This window comes from Acinetobacter sp. MYb191 (genome assembly GCF_037572605.1).
In the GTDB taxonomy this organism is placed as follows: domain Bacteria; phylum Pseudomonadota; class Gammaproteobacteria; order Pseudomonadales; family Moraxellaceae; genus Acinetobacter; species Acinetobacter johnsonii.
On record NZ_JBBGZP010000021.1, the window covers coordinates 446,237 to 463,075 of the forward strand.

Consider the following 16,839-nt stretch of genomic DNA (forward strand, 5'->3'; position numbering starts at 1 on the left):
AAGAATGAAAAAATTGTAGGCTTATCTTGCCTGACAAACTGGACAATCTGTATCTTTTTCGAAAGCAAGCAACCGTTGTTTCATACTTAAGCCATCCCAAAGCAACAGGCGTTGTTTGAGTGCAGTCACATTTAAACCCAAATATAAAAGTGCATGATGCGCTTGAAGACTGGCCATCACGTTTGGCGTGGTGGCAAGAACGCCCGAATCTGCACAGCGCAGGCTTTCATTCGCATGTTCTTCTTTCGGGAACAGACATTCATAGCAAGCGGACTCATCTTCCACCATAAACAGTTGCCCTTGAAAACCAATGGCCGATGCACTGATGAGTGGAACATTGGCCGCTTTACACTGCTGATTGACCAAATACCGTGTCGTAAAATTATCACAACCATCCAGGACTAAGTCTTGACCTGCAATTAAACTAGCTGCATTGGCTGTATCAAGTTTTACAGCATACGCATGGACTTTGATATAGGGATTGATCTGCTTTAAACGCTGGGCCAAAACCTCTGCTTTATAAAAACCGACATTATTTTCTACATAGGCAATCTGTCTTTGGAGATTACTCACTTCGATGGTATCAGCATCAATCAGAGTGATTTGCCCTACACCAGCACGTGCCAATAACTCCGCAGTCATACAACCAATACCACCACAGCCTACGATGAGTATGTTGGCCAACTTTAATTTTTCTTGTGCCTCTATATCCCATCCGTCAAATAAAATTTGACGACTATAGAGATGCATTTCAGCATTACTGAGTTCTAGACTTTCATCTAACTCATCCATGATTCAGCCTTTTGCTAAAGAAAATGTTGATGGCGAATTATAACCATGAAACCAAGGTTAGCTATGCACAAATTCAATAAATGCTATGTGCTTTAGATAGCTCAACTTTTTCATTTTTAAGTAATGGAAATTGAATCATACTAGTTGCCTAGTTAAATTTTCTTAGGCTATTTATATCTCTAGCTATATTTCGAGCGGTGTTCCACAAATCACATACCACTATAAATGGTTAAAAGAAAAAGCCAGTCTATTTAGAACTGACTGGCTTTAGCTTTAAGACCCTTTTATTTGTAAATTAAATGGCAGCTTGTAAAGTTTGCATCTTTGCCACTTCTTGCTGTTTCAGCAAATTACGTTGAATTTTTCCACTCGACGTTTTTGGCAAGCTTTCAACAAACTCAATTTCTTTCGGATAAGCATGTTTAGATAAACGTGAACGCACATAGGCTTGGAGTTTGCTATCCAACTCTTTAGAGGCTTGGTACTGTGGCTTTAGCACCACAAAAGCTTTCACCACTTCAGTGCGCTCTGGATCAGGCTTACCAATCACAGCTGACTCGAGTACTTCCGCACACTCAAGCAAAGTACTTTCGACATCAAAAGGTCCAACTCGATAGCCTGACGTTGTAATGACATCGTCAGCACGCCCAACAAAGTCGATACCGCCAATTTCATTGAGCTTGACCGTATCACCTGTTAAATAATACTGTCCCACAAAGGATTTACGATTATTGCCACCATAGCCTTTAAACCATGTCAGTGGTGACTGGCTAAAGTCTATAGCTAGCGTTCCAATTTCACCGCACTTCACTTCTTGGTGGTTCGCATCAAGTACAGCAAAGCGGTGTCCGGGGTTAGCAAAGCCTGCCGACCCGACTTTTTTCTCATGCTCCAGTGCATGATGGTTGGCAATCACCATGCCCAACTCAGTTTGTCCATATTGGTCATAAATGTTGACATTCAGATCATTATTAAACCAATGAATCACTTCTGGGGTCAAAGGCTCACCCGCACTACTAACAGCACGTAGGTGGGTTTTAATGGAAGGATCAAACTTTTCTTTAAAACCAAAGAACATCCGAAAAGCTGTAGGCGAACCTGTTAAATTACTGACGCGATACTTTTTAATGACTTCAACCGCATGATCGACGCTAAATGCGCGCTCATCCATAATGATGCTATGCCCCAAGCTGAGCGGCCCTGTAATGCCGTAGTACAGCCCATAAGCCCAGCCCGGATCGGCTAAATTCCAAAATGAATCGTCTTCTCTTAAATCGACCGCATGTTGCATATAGCCCTTAAAAGCCAAAACCGCTTTTAAAGGGACAGGCACTGATTTTGCCAAACCTGTGGTGCCTGAGGTAAACATCATCAGGAAATCATCATCAAAGTTACATAAAACAGCCTCACATTGATCGGACTGTTGTTCTGCTTCCTGCCAAAAATCAGCTTCATTACTGGTTAAGTTTGTTCCAGCATTCACAGTCAGGATATATTTGACTTCAACGTGATTAAGCTTTGGTCGTTGCTCTGCATTGGTTACAATCAATTTGGTGTTCGCAGTTAAAACTCGATGTTCAATCGCCTTCGACTCAAAAGCGGTAAACAAAGGCTGATAAATCGCACCAATCCGCCATGTTGCTAAAATCGTAATCAATAGTTCAGGCGTCCGCGGTAACAACCCTGCGATACAGTCACCCACTTGAATGCCAGTACTTTTGAAATAATTTGCCAACTGTGCTGAGGCAACATCGAGCTGTTCAAAACTCCATTGCTCAGACTCACCATTTTTTCCTTCCCAAATGAGTGCTGTTTTTTGCTGCCCGACATAGCGCTGACAGCACTCAATATAAGCATTCACTGCATTGGGTTGGCCGACCAATTGTTCTTGAATCAGTTGCTCATAGTTAAATTCTTGATGGGCTTGTTCTAATGTCTTCATCACGACAACCTCGCATTATCCATTTTTTAAGGCCAAATCCACTTTGGCCGTCCATGTTCTTTATCGTTTTAAGCGTTGAACTGACCTCATTGTCAGTCCTATATTGTTTGAAAACCTAGAGCAGCTCAGCTGCTCTATTTAATGACTGTACTTAACCGCTGTACCTAGATAACCATGTTTTAAATGCACCTACAATTTCCAAATCCCTCAATGAAAATGCAGGCTTTGAACATCGACCAAAGTCTAAAACTGAGTGGACTTAAACCTTGGTTACCTCACGTGCAATGACAAGACGTTGGATATCAGATGCTCCTTCATAAATCTGGCTCACACGGACGTCCCGATAAATTCGTTCAACAGGAAAATCTGAAACATAGCCATAGCCACCATGAATTTGAATAGCATCAGAACAAACACGCTCCGCTATGGTTGAGGCAAACAATTTGGCCATAGACGCTTCTTTTAAACATGGCAATCCTGCATCTTTCAAAGCGGCTGCATGGAAAATTAACTGACGTGCTGCTTCAATTTGCGTCGCCATATCGGCTAAACGAAAAGCAACTGCCTGATGTTGCACAATTTCAACACCGAAGGCTTTGCGTTCATTGGCATATTCAACCGCAGCATCTAAAGCGGCACGCGCCATACCCACTGATTGCGCTGCAATACCAATACGTCCTGACTCCAAATTTGAAAGCGCAATTTTATAGCCCTCACCTTCCGCGCCTAGCAAATGATCAGCTGGAATGCGGCAGTTATCCAAAACAATAGTTGCAGTATCCGAACAGTGCTGCCCCATCTTTTCCTCTATACGAGAGACGATATAGCCTTCAGTATCGGTTGGGACTAAAAAGCAAGAAATGCCTTTCTTACCCGCAGCTTTGTCTGTGACTGCAAAAACCAAAGCGACTTGAGCATGCTTTCCTGTAGTAATGAATTGCTTAGTTCCATTTAGCACCCATTCATCACCCTCACGAACGGCTTTACACTCCAATGCCCCTGCATCTGAGCCTGCTTGTGGTTCAGTGAGACAAAAACAACCCAACCACTCACCTGTGGCAAGCTTGCTTAAATATTTCTGCTTTTGCGCATCAGTTCCATAACGTTGGGTAATGCCACACGGCAGCGAATTTTGTACACTGACAATGGTCGAAATAGCACCGTCACCTGCTGCAATCTCCTCAAGTGCCACCACCAATGAAATATAATCTAAGCCTGCACCACCCCACTCAGGTGAAACAGTCATACCCAAAGCACCTAACTCACCCAGCTCTTTAAGTTCTTGTGCAGGAAACTGTGCGGTTTTGTCACGTTCAGCTGCTGTTGGCTTCAGTTTTTCCTGCGAATAACTACGCAGCATATCCTGAACCATTTTTTGTTCTTCATTTAAAAGCATGGAGTATCCCTTTTCTGTTCAGGTTATTAAATTTAATAAATATTTGATACACGGCGGCCCATTCGCAACCTGAAAGCCTTTCAAAAGATAATGTTTTTGCGAGAAAGTAGTCTGTAAATTTAATAGAACAGGTTTTGCGAATGGAGATGGTTTTGCCTACTTTTCCCGAAAGAAAAGTAGGTCGAACCGAAGGTTATAAGAAGCCATTACTTAATCGACGCAAAGGCTCCGTCATAAACTCAAAGATCACAAATCAAAATAGATTATTTAGGCTGCATACGAATCGCGCCATCTAAACGAATCACTTCACCATTCAAATAACTATTTTCAAAAATATGCCCTACAAGCTGAGCAAACTCTTGAGGCTTTGCCAAACGCTTCGGAAATGGCACCATTTCACCCAACGCATCTTGTACATTTTGCGGCATCGCCTTCAACATTGGCGTTTCCATAATGCCTGGAGCAATGGTCATCACTCGAATTTTCTCACGTGCTAGTTCACGTGCCAGCGGTAAAGTCATCGAGACAACAGCGCCTTTCGATGCTGCATAAGCGGTCTGGCCAATTTGGCCATCATAGGCTGCCACCGAAGCTGTATTCACAATCACACCGCGCTCTTCTTCACCGGCTTGGAGTTCATATTTCGCGATTAATTGCGCCGCAAAACGCAGCATATTAAAAGTACCTGAGACATTGATGTTTAATACTTTTTGGAATAACGCCAGCTCATGAATACCATCACGACCCAACACTTTGGCTGAAGGTGCTACACCCGCACAGTTCACCAAACCATTCAATTGCCCATATTCCGCCTCAACTTCTTGGAAGAAACTTTGTACAGCGTGCTCATCAGTAACATCGAGGCTTTTAAACTGAGCATTTTCACCCAACTCACGCTGTAGCTCTTCACCTAAAGCTTGATTCATATCCACCAAAATGACTTTCGCACCTTGCTCAATCAAATGACGAGCTGTTGCTGCGCCTAAACCCGATGCTCCACCCGTGACGACAAAAACCTTCCCTTGAATCTTCATTTCTTTTTCCTTGTATGATTGAATGCTACGACTTAAGAAGAAATGTAAACACAGAAGCACTTGAGTACAATTTCCAAATATTGCATCTTCCATGATGGTTTTGGACAATGCTCAAATTGCACAATAAAAATATGGAAGCCACTATGACTGCATCGGAACATGCAAACGCCCAAAAAGATTCCATTTCAATTGCTTTGGTACACGAAGCATTGTTTGAGGCTGAAAAGCAGGGATATGCTGTTGCTGATATTTTGAAAAATGCAGGCATCAATAGCGAACTGTTAAGTGCGACAAAAGCACGGGTCTCAGTCAATCAATATGCACAGCTCTGGACTGAACTGGCCAATGTCATGAATGATGAGTTTTTTGGGATGGATCACCATGCTATGCGCCGTGGCAGCTTTCAGTTTTTATCTAAATCACTGTTACATACCACCCAATTGGACCAAGCCATTCAGCATATTTTGCAGTTTATGAATCTGGTGCTAGACGACTTTAGTAGTCAACTCATGGTACAAGAACATTATGCCTATATTGTGATTTACGAACGACAACAGCCCAAGCGTATGTTTAGTTACGCAACTTACATCATGCTGATTCATGCCCTAATGTGTTGGCTGGTGGGGCAACGAGTGATTTTGAATCAAATTCAACTCAAATGTGATGCACCTACAGATGACATCGACTACAAAGTTCGTTTTTGTGAAAATATCCAGTATCAAATGGCTGAAAACTATATTCAGTTCGATGCCAATTATTTAAAAATGCCAATAAAACAGGACAGTAAATCGTGGTATCAATTTATTCAGCAAACCCCACATATTTTACTGACCCGTTATAAAAACCCACATTCAACCAGTGCCCAAATTCGTCGCTATTTAATGCAGGCCCCCCCGATCCAGTGGCTTGAACTGTCTGAAATTGCCCATCATTTCAATATGTCTGAGGCGACTATTCAACGGCGACTGAAAAGTGAAGGTTTCAGTTATCAACAACTCAAAAATGATATACGCCGTGATATGGCGATTGAGCTGCTCAGTAACAGCCAAGTATCATTACAAGACATTAGCACTGAACTCAATTTTCATGATCCGAGTGCTTTCCATCGTGCTTTTAAAAAATGGACAGGCGTCAGCCCTGGTGCTTATCGTCAAAATAAGGATGCTTAATTTCAGTCGATTGGTATAAGCAACTACGAAACGCTCTTGCTCTTTCTACATAACAAATAACCAACCCATAAAATTCTCTCGTTAAAGTAAACCTCAACATTCTATTGTTCTGGGTTTGGTTTTGATTGGCCAAATGAAATGTCAACAGAGCTTATAAATTAAATTGAATTTTTGATGCTCATTCATCGGAAAACCAGGGGGCTGTCGCACTTTGTCACTGACTTAAAAAAATTACCTGCCATAGTGATCTCGTCATATTGTTTTACACAATATTGAATAAAAACATCATGGAGGGAACACATGAGCACCCAATTAAATAAAAACTTAATGAAAAATATCGGATGGTTATCATTATTGCTGTGCAGTCAGCAAGCGATAGCAGACTCATACATTTATGTGACCAATACCACCCCTGAAACGGTATCCGTCAATATTAATCATCATGGTACACGCACCTTAACTCAAGGGAGTCAATGGGCTCAAGAAGCCACCCAAATTGCACCTTATGAAACTAAACGTGTACTGCGTTTTAACCGTTATACTGGGGTAAAGTCAGGTCAAACTTATAATTTTGATACCGTGATTACAGGCGGTGGTTCAAGCGTCACCCTAAAGCAATCCATGACTGGCACTTGGTCTGGCAGTGATATTAAACACTCTGCATCTGGCAGTGATTTCTCTGCACCATGGTTCAACAATCGTAATATTCAGCGCTTCAACACCAATTATGCAGGAAAAGCAGCGCAGACTGCTTTTAAAGCTGAATACACTGGTGGTTATGACGACTTCCACTACACTATCCATCAAAATACCGTGCCAGAACCCGTTGTCAGCAGTGCCGATGAGTTTAAAGTTTTAACCTACAATATTTATGCCCTTCCTTTAGTGGCAAGTAAAATTGATTCGCGTTTAGAACAACTGCCGCAAAACCTAAAAGGCTACGACGCGATCTTATTCCAAGAAACCTTTGCTTCTGGTCGTACCGCCATGTTGGCCAAATTAGCGCAGGAATATCCATACCAAACTTATATTCCAATCGGTTCAGGTTTCAATATCTATGACAGCGGCATATTGGTTGCAAGTCGCCATCCAATTGTAAAAACGGATCATTTTATTTACCCGAGCTGTACGGGGATTGACTGTTTTGCCGATAAAGGCGTGATTTATGCTGAAATTCTCAAGAATGGCAAAGCCTATCATGTGACCTCCACGCATACCGCATCGTTTGATACCGACGCGGCACGTGATATGCGCCAGCAACAATTTAAGCAAATCCGCGCTTTGGTCGATAAGCAAAATATCCCGTCATTTGATGCGGTACTCATGGGCGGTGACTTTAATGTCAATAAACTACTGTGGCCGCAAGATTATGCGCAAATGCAAATCAACTTGAATGGTACGGTACCAGTCAGCACAGGATATACCGAATCGACCTTCGACCCACGAGTGAATAAACTCGCAGGTGCAGGACTCACGGGCGGCTCTACCGTAGAATATTTAGACTATGTAGTGTCATCCAATAACCACCGTCAGCCTATGCAAGCACGTAATGATGTCCGTATTCTTCGCTCGGCTGCCGACCCCGTATTTATGACTTGGGACTTATCTGACCACTTCCCAGTAATGGGTCAATTCCAATACAACCCATAAGGAAGAATAATGAAGCGCTTTGGGCTTATCGCTTTGGTGCTGAGTGTATTGGTGATCGGTGTGGTGATATGGTTGGGCCTTGGCTCATCATATGCCACATCGGGTCAAACTCAGGCATCCTCACCGTCCCTTACAGAGACTGCTCAACCCAGCAGTTTGCAAGAGAAGCTTGCCGCTGCAAACAATGACGAGTCAAAAATGCAGCAACAACAGCAACAAGAATCCATCCAACAAATCATTCAACACTTTCAAAAAAATCCGGGCAATATCACACAATTATTAAACCAGTTACAGCAAAACTGCCCCGATACCAACTGTCAGGCATTATTAAAACAAGTATTGGATGAATATCCAGATCAGCAGTTTGCCCAGACTTTAAAACAATTGATAGAACGCCTACCACTGTACGAAAAAGAAATGCAAGCTAAAACCATGTCCACACAAATGAATCCACAACAGCGTTATCAGGAGATTTGGAACTTACGTGAACAGACTTTAGGTAAGCAAGAAACACAACTCGGCTTTGCTGAAGAAAAAGAGTTTGCCAGCTATCAGTTTGCTTATGGCGAACTCTTGGGCCGCGCACCGCAAATGACGCTACAACAACGTCTGAGTGAACTTGGGCAATTACAGCAACAATATAAAAACCCGAGCAAAAATATTGATGGTCAAAGTGGTAGTTATGATAAAGCCCTTAAATTGGCTTTAATTGGCGTCACCGATCCAATACAGCAACAAGAAATTACCCAACAAATTCGTAACAGCTACTTTTCAGGCAAAGAAGCGGCACAATTGGCTGAACGAGAGCAACAAGTCGCTCGACAGCAACAACAGATCGCCAGTTATCAATCTGAGCTTGCTGCTCTAAACCAAGAAATGAACCAGCAAAAACAAAACTTAGCTGAAAGTGCATGGCAACAGCAATATCAACTCCGGCTAGAACAACTGAGGCAAAAGCACTTTAACTAGTGGCTTAAACATTCATCATTCTCCACACCAAACAAAGACAGCTAAAGCAAGGTGATATACCTCATGTTGCTTTAGCATGTTCTTACAAATTGCAATTCCACAATGTTTTGAGTTCGCATCAGTGATGCGTAAAATAAAGACTATTGTAACGACGATATGAATATAATTATTCTATTTCAAAAACTTAAAACCAATTCAAATAATTTCTTCAATTGAAGTCCCACGATATTCCGCATTGAATACTTCTTTTTGATCAATCCGAGTCCATTGGAACCGTAGTGTGAAATGCAAACAGGCACTCAATTTAATAAATTTAAGCTTTTCATTCACTTAATAAGTCCATCTTTCATTTATCGGAATCTATTTGCAAAATATTCCAAAATAGATTACTTTTCACCCACTTTTAAAGCATTTTTTAATGCTTATTTTCGGCTGTACTCCCCCTGTTTAATCACCTTATTTCTTTTAAAGGTTATGACATGCTTAAAATGATTGATGTTCTCGATCAACGTCTGGTGCAAAACTTTACTCAAGCTTTGCAGTCTCCTACCCCACAATTTGAAGAGCAACTGGATCAAGGTATTCTCAATGCATCAGACCTTGAATTAAATCATGCTGTTACTGCATTTTTTAATGAAGTTGATGCGATTGAAGCTGCTCAAGCATTGGATATTAGCGCTGACCGTATTCAAGCCCTGCAGTTAGGTGCATCGTTTAAAGATGAACAATATCTAGCTGATCTAAAGAAAATTGTGACGCTTTGCCTTGCACTTGAAACTGATGCTTTAGAGCAAGTTGAAGTTTCTGACAGCTTACAAGACTATCCTATGTAAGCTTGCAATCCCTTTTTAAAAGCGACTATTACAGTCGCGTTTTTTAATTAAAAATTAATTATTTATTTATTTTATATTAATATAATAAGAAATTAATCTATGCTTTTTTAAAGTTATTCTATATTGCAAAATCTCCAGACCTTTCAACCTATTTATTAATATTCAAATACTTAAATAAATATTATCCACTTATTTCAATTTAATATTTTGTTATCCATTTTTCTTTTTTTATTTTTCGCATACATAAGGTTAAAAGAACTCACAAATGAACTTATTTAAATGATGCAACATGAAAAACTTTAAACTACTGAGCACTTCACTGATTTTAGGTCTGATCGGTTCTTATGCCCATGCCGCTATTCCAAACACGCTCAAACTCGATTATGCCTACTACGCACCAACCAGCCTTGTGGTGAAAGAACAAAAACTGTTAGAAAAAGCCTTACCTAAAACTGAAATTAAATGGGTATTTAGCCAAGGCAGTAACCGCTCGTTGGAATATTTAAATAGTGGTAGTGTCGATTTTGCTTCAACCGCAGGACTTGCAGCCGTACTCAGTCGTGCCAACGGCAGTCCGATAAACACCGTTTATATCCAAAGCCAACCTGAATGGACCGCTTTGGTGGTTGCTAAAAACTCCCAAATTAAAAGCCTAAAAGACTTAAAAGGAAAGAAAATTGCCGCAACCAAAGGCACAGACCCTTTTCTATTTACCTTACAAGCGCTGGATACAGTGGGTCTAAATAAACGCGATGTACAACTGGTTCATTTACAACATCCAGATGGCAAAACGGCTTTAGAACGTGGTCAAGTCGATGCTTGGGCAGGCCTAGATCCACTGATGGCATCGGCACAAGTGCAATCTGGCGCAAAATTGCTGTATCGAAATATTGGGTTTAACAGTTATAGCGTACTCAGTGTCAAAGAGTCTTTTACTCAGCAAAGTCCCGAAGCCATTGAAGCAGTGATTAAAGCTTATGAGCAAGCACGTAAATGGGCCAAAGCTAACCCAGAGAAACTGGCGGAGTTACTGGCACGCGAGTCCAAACTTCCGTTGAATGTCGCAAAATTACAATTAAGCCGTACCAACTTTGATCAAAACATTCCGTCAGCCAAACAGATTGCCGCATTACAAAAGTCTGGCGGCATTTTGAATGAAGAAGACTTAGTCCGTAAAGGCACCAATGTTAATCAAGTTGTGACTCAGTTGTTTAAACCACAATATGCACAAAAGGTTGTAAGCAAATAATGACCAAGTCAGTCGCGAGCTCTTTCACCGATGTTGAAGTGAAAAAAAGTTCCTCATTTCAGTTGAAATTGAAGAGTGTTCTCAAAGCGATCACCCTTCCAGCGCTCTTACTGATTGCTTGTGAATATCTGGTCCGTGCAGGTTTTATTGAACCTTATTTATTGCCTGCACCCAGTAGTCTGTGGCAAACCTTTCTAGATTTATGGCAGGCAGATTTATGGATACATGTCTGGACCAGCACATGGCGAGTGTTTTTAGGCTTTTTTATTGGGAGTGCCCTGGCTTTAATATTTGCGATTTTGGTGGGACTCAATAAACAGGTTGAAGCGTTTTTAGAACCCAGTTTTTCAGCGATTAAATCCATCCCGAGTTTAGCTTGGATTCCTCTACTTTTACTGTGGCTGGGAATTGATGAAGCATCGAAGATTACCTTGATTGCGATTGGCGCATTTTTTCCGACCTATACCAACACTGTCGCAGCCATTAAAGGGGTTGATCGTAAGCTCATCGAAGTCGCACAAGTCTATCGACTGAAGTACTGGCAGCAAGTGCAACAGATTATTTTGCCTGCAGCATCTCCGGGGATCTTAACAGGACTGCGCAACAGTTTAAGCTTGGCATGGATGTTTATGATTGCCGCAGAGCTCATTGCAGCAACACAAGGCATTGGCTACTTACTGAGTGATGGCCGAGAAACTTCACGTCCTGATATTGTGATCTTAGCGATTATTCTTTTAGCCGTGCTCGGAAAACTCAGTGATAGCATCATGAAAGCCCTCGAGACTTGGCTACTGCGTTGGCGTGACGTATTTGGAACATAAGGTAGAAAAAATAAAAGCGCATCGAATGCGCTTTTATTTTGAAGAGAACAAAAAAATTATTGTGTCCACTGCCCTAAAGTGACGCGGTCATTTCCACCATAATCTTTCACCGTACGGACTTGTTTATAGCCCGCTTCTTTAAAGATTTTCTGTACAGCATCACCTTGATCATAACCATGCTCAAGTACCACCCAACCATCAAGAGTTAAATGCTTTTTACCTTGCTGAATAATGACTTTTAAATCAGCCAAACCATGATCCGCAGCAACTAGAGCACGTTCAGGTTCAGTTGCTAGGTCTTGCATGTGGGCGTCATCGGCATCGATGTACGGTGGGTTCGAGACAATCACATCAAAAAACTTTCGATTTAGCGGTGCAAACCAACTGCCACACACAAAAGTCACATCATTTAAGTCATGTTTTTCTGCATTTTGCTGTGCAACAGCTAAAGTTGGCTCATAAATATCGGTAGCCGTGATGTCCCACGTGTCTCGTTCACTGGCCAATGAAAGTGCAACCGCACCCGTCCCCGTACCTAAATCGACGATGCGGGCATCTTCAGGTAAGTCTAAACGTAATACAGTTTCTACCAGTACCTCGGTATCTGGACGTGGCACTAAGGTGTCAGGAGTGACAATCAAATCTAGCGTCCAAAACGGCTGTGAACCTGTCACATAGGCCAAAGGTTCACCTGCTTCGATTCGTGCCAAGGCAGCAACATAGGCTTGCTCTTGCTCATCGGTCAGCACTTGATCTTTTTTCATAACCAAATCAAAAGAATCAATTTTGGTGATGTGTTCCAGCAACCATGCGTTCTCTTGACGTTCGTAACTCTCGGCTTCACCACGTAAAGCCAAAGCTTGGGCAATATTCATTATCCACCATTCTGCTGTGCAAGCATCGCAAGCTGATCTGCTTGATATTCACGATGTAAGCTATCTAATAGTTCAGTTAAATCGCCTTCCATAACTGCGTCTAACTTGTATAAAGTTAAGTTAATACGGTGATCGGTCATTCGACCTTGCGGGTAGTTATAGGTACGAATACGTTCAGAACGATCACCCGAGCCGACCAAGTCACGGCGCATTTCAGAAGTTGCTGCATCAGCTGCTGCACGTTTTGCATTTTCCAAACGTGAAGCAAGTAAAGCCATCGCTTTGGCTTTGTTTTTATGCTGCGAACGCTCTTCCTGACATTCCACCACTGTTCCTGTTGGAATGTGGGTAATACGCACGGCCGAATCGGTTTTGTTGATGTGCTGACCACCCGCACCTGAGGCACGGTAGGTATCAATACGTAAGTCTGATGCATTAATCTCGACCGTAGTATCGACATCAATTTCAGGCAAAATCGCAACGGTACACGCCGAAGTATGTACACGGCCCTGAGACTCCGTTGCAGGTACACGTTGTACACGGTGCGCGCCACTTTCAAACTTCAAACGGCCGTAAACGCCTTCACCATTCACCAAACAAATAATTTCTTTATAACCACCGTGTTCGCCTTCATTTTCAGACAACACTTCAATACGCCAGCCTTGTGATTCAGCATACTTGGTGTACATGCGATATAAGTCACCTGAGAAAATAGCGGCTTCATCACCACCTGTTCCCGCTCGAATTTCCAAATATGCAGAGTTCGCATCATTTGGATCTTTCGGAATCATTAAGATATTTAAATCAGCTTCTAAAGACGCAATAATGGCTTTATTTTCTTTAATTTCTTCAACAGCCATTTCCTTAAAATCAGGATCTGACAGCATCGCTTCAGCCGTTTCAATATCAGCTTCAGCTTGTTTGTATTTGGTCCAAACTTCTGTGATTTCACTTAAATCACTATGTTCACGTGACAACTGACGAAAGCGTTTGTTATCCGAAATGACTTCTACATCTGCAAGTAATGCTGTTAATTCTTCGTGACGGTCAGAAAGTTGATCTAATCGTAAACGTAACGATTCTTTCATTAGGAAAATATCTCAATATAAAGGCTGCAATAGAGTTTCACAGCACCAAAAAATTTGCGCTTAGTTTAACGGCTCTATCACGCAAAGAACATCTTTATTCAATCCTGAGCGACGTTTACTTTATGCGTCTCAGTGGATTGATACACTTTTAAAGCGTGTTTATGCCCTTACTAACGCTTAAAAATGCAAAACAGCTTATTTCATATACATCTTTTAAATAGGTCATTTCAGCTCAAAATTCAGAGTGTGAACTGCATCACTCCTAGGTTTATCCACATTTGCATGATTTTGGATAAATTTCATTCTGCTTATTCACATTTGTAATAAAACTGATACAAACAAGAAACCAACGGGTTTCAATTTAGTTTTAACTCTCCACAATTAACTGGAATCTTTTTGTTACATTAGCCACATCGAAAAAAGTAAGACAGTTCAACCAATGTTGGACATGGAGAAACACATGAAACTTAATACACTCTTAATGTCAGCAACATTAGCAACGGCATCTATGTTTACTGCAACTGCATATGCAGACAGCACAACTCGCGTTGCAGCAGCCAGTGCTTTAGGTAGTGTTGCAGGGACAGCGATTGGTAAAAACATGGGTGGCACAACTGGTGCAACCATCGGTGCAGCACTCGGTGGTGCGGGTGGTGCGGCCGTTGCAAGTGACAAACGTCATCGTACTGAATCTGCTATTGGTGGTGCCATCGGTGGTGGTGCGGGCTATACCGTAGGTAAAAGCATGGGCGGCACCAATGGTGGCTACGTTGGTTCTGCATTAGGTGCAGCTGGCGGTGCAGCACTCGGCAACAAAATCTCAAAAGATAAACAGTATGACTCTTACCATGGTAAAAAATGGAAAAAAAAACATAAACACCATTAATTAGCTGCATCGTAAAGATGTCATTGAAAGCACCTTCGGGTGCTTTTTTATGGCACAGATTTAGACGCAACAACACATCAGCCAAACTGGTAGAAAATACGAAGAGTCGTTACACAGCACTTACCAAAGCAACGGTTTCGATAAAGTTTGTCTTCATTATTCTTCCAACATGTTTCGCTAAAGTGAAATCAAGACAAAATAGACATGCTCTTAGGAGTTTAAAAATGAAAATTAAATCAATTTTAATGAGTACCGTAATTGCAGCTTCAGCATTAACGATGACCACGACATATGCAGGTAATACAACCAATACTGCACTAACGTCTGCATTAGGTGGTGTTGTCGGTGCCGCGATTGGTAATCAAATGGGTGGACAAACAGGCGCGATGATTGGTTCTGCCATTGGTGGTGGTGCAGGTGCAGCCGCTTCAGCCAACAAACGTGACCGTAATGGTGCAATCATTGGTGGAGCACTCGGTGGTGCTGGTGGTTATACCGTAGGTAAAAACATGGGCGGTACCAATGGTGGGTATATTGGTGCAGGTCTAGGTTCAGCGGGTGGCGCAGTTCTAGGTAAAAAAGTCTCTGAAGACCGTCGTTACGATGATGAATATGACCGCCGTTACGATGACCGTTATGATCGTCGTTATGACAGCCGCGGCTACCGTAACAGCAATTATAAATATAATGGTCGCGACTATCGTGGTGACAATGGCCGTCACTTGGGCTGGTACAAAAACGGGAAACGTTAAGCATCCCCATAAAAAATTTTCAAATAAAAGAGCACCTTCGGGTGCTTTTTATTTATCTGAAAACTACACTCAAAAAAGACACTGTATCGTCTCTGCGATGCAGTAGCTTACTTCTTTTTGCTTTAAACGCATGTGTGTCTGGTGCGGTTCAACGATGTTGAATAGATATTTAGTTTCATTTTTAAATCAGCACCTTATACAAAACAACCAGGATATCGAATAAAATCGATATACAAGATAGCACTTATATCGTATTATTTCGATATATAAAACAAAACTGAGAAGTAGAATGCGCACGTTGTCCGAGACTCAATTTTCTATTTTAGAATTAGCTCCTGTCCGCGAAGATCAAACTGTACAACTCACTCTACAGCATAGCTTAAAATTGGCCCAACAAGCTGAGCGTTTAGGCTATAGCCGACTTTGGCTTGCAGAACATCATAATATGGATGGTATTGCCAGTTCTGCGACTGCGGTGCTACTCGGCTATTTACTCGCGAATACCTCAACCTTAAAGGTAGGTTCAGGTGGTATCATGCTCCCGAACCATGCCCCACTGATCGTGGCGGAGCAATTCGGTACGCTTGCGACACTCTATCCAAACCGGATTGAATTAGGTTTAGGTCGAGCACCCGGTACAGACCAAGTGACCATGCGCGCACTTCGCCGTGGCCGTCAAGAAACTGAAGATCAGTTCCCACAAGATGTCTTAGAAATTCTGCATTACTTTAAAGACGCTGAGCCGAATCAGCGCATCATTGCAACTCCGGGGCAAGGGACACATGTGCCTGTATGGTTACTCGGTTCAAGTTTATTTAGTGCACAACTGGCAGCAAAACTCGGACTTCCCTACTCTTTTGCATCACACTTTGCACCGCGCATGCTGAAACAAGCGATTCAGCTCTATCGTGAAAACTTTGAACCCTCTGAATACTTATCGAAACCATATGTATCTATGGGGGTCCCGACGGTCGTTGCTGAAACTGATGCTGAAGCTGAATATCTAGCGACCAGTGCCTACCAACGTGTTTTAGGTCTCATGCGCGGTCAAAGTTTAAAGCTAAAAGCGCCAATTGCCAGCATGGACGGTCTATGGTCACCTGCGGAAAAAATGTCGGTTGACAGTTTTTATTCCATGGCGCAAATCGGTTCCAATGGCACGGTAAAAGAAGGTTTGAAACAGCTTCTTTTAGAATATGATGTCGATGAGTTCATTTTCACCTGTGACATCTATGACACGGACAAACATTTAGAAAATTTTGAACGTCTCATGCAGATCAAAAATAGCTAAGTACAAATGAAGTTAATCGCCTTATGCGTATTAATACATACCCATAAGGCGACATGCATAAATGAATAACCAAAATCTTAGCCGATACTTAA

General features: G+C 42.0%; 15 protein-coding genes. 9 read left to right on the top strand and 6 right to left on the bottom strand.

Annotated elements, in window-relative coordinates:
- Nucleotides 1-21 precede the first annotated feature (21 nt).
- From WH214_RS15860 to WH214_RS15875, 4 genes are all read right to left on the bottom strand, one after another.
- Nucleotides 22-792 (bottom strand): HesA/MoeB/ThiF family protein, encoded by a 771-nt coding sequence (locus WH214_RS15860; RefSeq protein WP_339993741.1) that lies wholly within the window; start codon nt 790-792, stop codon nt 22-24.
- A 295-nt stretch (nt 793-1,087) separates the two neighbouring features.
- Nucleotides 1,088-2,734, bottom strand: coding sequence for an AMP-binding protein (locus tag WH214_RS15865; RefSeq protein WP_339422517.1), 1,647 nt, complete (start codon nt 2,732-2,734; stop codon nt 1,088-1,090).
- Between the two features lie 259 nt (nt 2,735-2,993).
- A complete protein-coding gene (locus tag WH214_RS15870) occupies nt 2,994-4,130 on the bottom strand; it encodes an acyl-CoA dehydrogenase family protein (protein ID WP_339422516.1) in 1,137 nt (378 codons plus the stop codon).
- A 263-nt stretch (nt 4,131-4,393) separates the two neighbouring features.
- Nucleotides 4,394-5,164: a 3-hydroxyacyl-CoA dehydrogenase gene (locus WH214_RS15875; RefSeq protein ID WP_184119011.1), complete on the bottom strand. Its 771-nt coding sequence runs from the start codon at nt 5,162-5,164 to the stop codon at nt 4,394-4,396.
- Between the two features lie 143 nt (nt 5,165-5,307).
- Here WH214_RS15875 and WH214_RS15880 point away from each other — a divergent pair, with 143 nt between their 5' ends.
- From WH214_RS15880 to WH214_RS15905, 6 genes are all read left to right on the top strand, one after another.
- Nucleotides 5,308-6,333 (top strand): AraC family transcriptional regulator, encoded by a 1,026-nt coding sequence (locus WH214_RS15880; RefSeq protein WP_339422515.1) that lies wholly within the window; start codon nt 5,308-5,310, stop codon nt 6,331-6,333.
- Nucleotides 6,334-6,660: 327 nt separating this feature from the next.
- Nucleotides 6,661-7,983 carry a sphingomyelin phosphodiesterase gene (locus WH214_RS15885; RefSeq protein ID WP_339422985.1) on the top strand — a complete coding sequence of 441 codons (1,323 nt, stop codon included), beginning with the start codon at nt 6,661-6,663 and terminating at the stop codon, nt 7,981-7,983.
- Nucleotides 7,984-7,992: 9 nt separating this feature from the next.
- On the top strand, nt 7,993-8,952 hold the full coding sequence (locus WH214_RS15890) for a hypothetical protein (RefSeq protein WP_339422514.1): 960 nt from the start codon (nt 7,993-7,995) through the stop codon (nt 8,950-8,952).
- Nucleotides 8,953-9,431: 479 nt separating this feature from the next.
- Nucleotides 9,432-9,785: a hypothetical protein gene (locus WH214_RS15895; RefSeq protein WP_110974163.1), complete on the top strand. Its 354-nt coding sequence runs from the start codon at nt 9,432-9,434 to the stop codon at nt 9,783-9,785.
- A gap of 289 nt (nt 9,786-10,074) precedes the next feature.
- On the top strand, nt 10,075-11,034 hold the full coding sequence (locus tag WH214_RS15900; protein ID WP_140402872.1) for an aliphatic sulfonate ABC transporter substrate-binding protein: 960 nt from the start codon (nt 10,075-10,077) through the stop codon (nt 11,032-11,034).
- The gene (locus tag WH214_RS15905) at nt 11,034-11,855 is read left to right on the top strand and encodes an ABC transporter permease (RefSeq protein WP_339422513.1); all 822 of its coding nucleotides are present in this window, start codon (nt 11,034-11,036) and stop codon (nt 11,853-11,855) included. The genes WH214_RS15900 and WH214_RS15905 overlap by 1 nt, the downstream gene beginning before the upstream one ends.
- A gap of 56 nt (nt 11,856-11,911) precedes the next feature.
- Here the strand turns inward: WH214_RS15905 and prmC are convergent, their stop codons facing one another.
- Both prmC and prfA read right to left on the bottom strand, forming a co-directional pair.
- Nucleotides 11,912-12,730 (bottom strand): peptide chain release factor N(5)-glutamine methyltransferase, encoded by an 819-nt coding sequence (gene prmC / locus WH214_RS15910; protein ID WP_126037063.1) that lies wholly within the window; start codon nt 12,728-12,730, stop codon nt 11,912-11,914.
- Nucleotides 12,730-13,818 (bottom strand): peptide chain release factor 1, encoded by a 1,089-nt coding sequence (prfA, locus tag WH214_RS15915; protein ID WP_004982013.1) that lies wholly within the window; start codon nt 13,816-13,818, stop codon nt 12,730-12,732. The genes prmC and prfA overlap by 1 nt, the downstream gene beginning before the upstream one ends.
- Nucleotides 13,819-14,278: 460 nt before the next feature.
- Here prfA and WH214_RS15920 point away from each other — a divergent pair, with 460 nt between their 5' ends.
- The 3 genes from WH214_RS15920 to WH214_RS15930 all read left to right on the top strand — a co-directional run bounded on the left by WH214_RS15920 (nt 14,279) and on the right by WH214_RS15930 (nt 16,747).
- Complete coding sequence (locus WH214_RS15920; protein WP_004696467.1) at nt 14,279-14,704, top strand: glycine zipper domain-containing protein; 426 nt, start codon at nt 14,279-14,281, stop codon at nt 14,702-14,704.
- A 224-nt stretch (nt 14,705-14,928) separates the two neighbouring features.
- Nucleotides 14,929-15,456 carry a hypothetical protein gene (locus WH214_RS15925; protein WP_004982017.1) on the top strand — a complete coding sequence of 176 codons (528 nt, stop codon included), beginning with the start codon at nt 14,929-14,931 and terminating at the stop codon, nt 15,454-15,456.
- Between the two features lie 289 nt (nt 15,457-15,745).
- Complete coding sequence (locus WH214_RS15930) at nt 15,746-16,747, top strand: LLM class flavin-dependent oxidoreductase (protein ID WP_339422512.1); 1,002 nt, start codon at nt 15,746-15,748, stop codon at nt 16,745-16,747.
- Nucleotides 16,748-16,839 lie beyond the last annotated feature (92 nt).

Bases quoted from the DNA above. Each gene is read 5' to 3' on its own strand.
- WH214_RS15895 (WP_110974163.1), top strand. From the start codon at position 9,432: ATGCTTAAAATGATTGATGTTCTCGATCAACGTCTGGTGCAAAACTTT.
- WH214_RS15885 (WP_339422985.1), top strand. From the start codon at position 6,661: ATGAAAAATATCGGATGGTTATCATTATTGCTGTGCAGTCAGCAAGCG.
- WH214_RS15920 (WP_004696467.1), top strand. From the start codon at position 14,279: ATGAAACTTAATACACTCTTAATGTCAGCAACATTAGCAACGGCATCT.
- prfA (WP_004982013.1), bottom strand. From the start codon at position 13,818: ATGAAAGAATCGTTACGTTTACGATTAGATCAACTTTCTGACCGTCAC.
- WH214_RS15890 (WP_339422514.1), top strand. From the start codon at position 7,993: ATGAAGCGCTTTGGGCTTATCGCTTTGGTGCTGAGTGTATTGGTGATC.
- WH214_RS15880 (WP_339422515.1), top strand. From the start codon at position 5,308: ATGACTGCATCGGAACATGCAAACGCCCAAAAAGATTCCATTTCAATT.
- WH214_RS15865 (WP_339422517.1), bottom strand. From the start codon at position 2,734: ATGAAGACATTAGAACAAGCCCATCAAGAATTTAACTATGAGCAACTG.
- WH214_RS15860 (WP_339993741.1), bottom strand. From the start codon at position 792: ATGGATGAGTTAGATGAAAGTCTAGAACTCAGTAATGCTGAAATGCAT.
- prmC (WP_126037063.1), bottom strand. From the start codon at position 12,730: ATGAATATTGCCCAAGCTTTGGCTTTACGTGGTGAAGCCGAGAGTTAC.
- WH214_RS15925 (WP_004982017.1), top strand. From the start codon at position 14,929: ATGAAAATTAAATCAATTTTAATGAGTACCGTAATTGCAGCTTCAGCA.
- WH214_RS15870 (WP_339422516.1), bottom strand. From the start codon at position 4,130: ATGCTTTTAAATGAAGAACAAAAAATGGTTCAGGATATGCTGCGTAGT.
- WH214_RS15875 (WP_184119011.1), bottom strand. From the start codon at position 5,164: ATGAAGATTCAAGGGAAGGTTTTTGTCGTCACGGGTGGAGCATCGGGT.
- WH214_RS15905 (WP_339422513.1), top strand. From the start codon at position 11,034: ATGACCAAGTCAGTCGCGAGCTCTTTCACCGATGTTGAAGTGAAAAAA.
- WH214_RS15930 (WP_339422512.1), top strand. From the start codon at position 15,746: ATGCGCACGTTGTCCGAGACTCAATTTTCTATTTTAGAATTAGCTCCT.
- WH214_RS15900 (WP_140402872.1), top strand. From the start codon at position 10,075: ATGAAAAACTTTAAACTACTGAGCACTTCACTGATTTTAGGTCTGATC.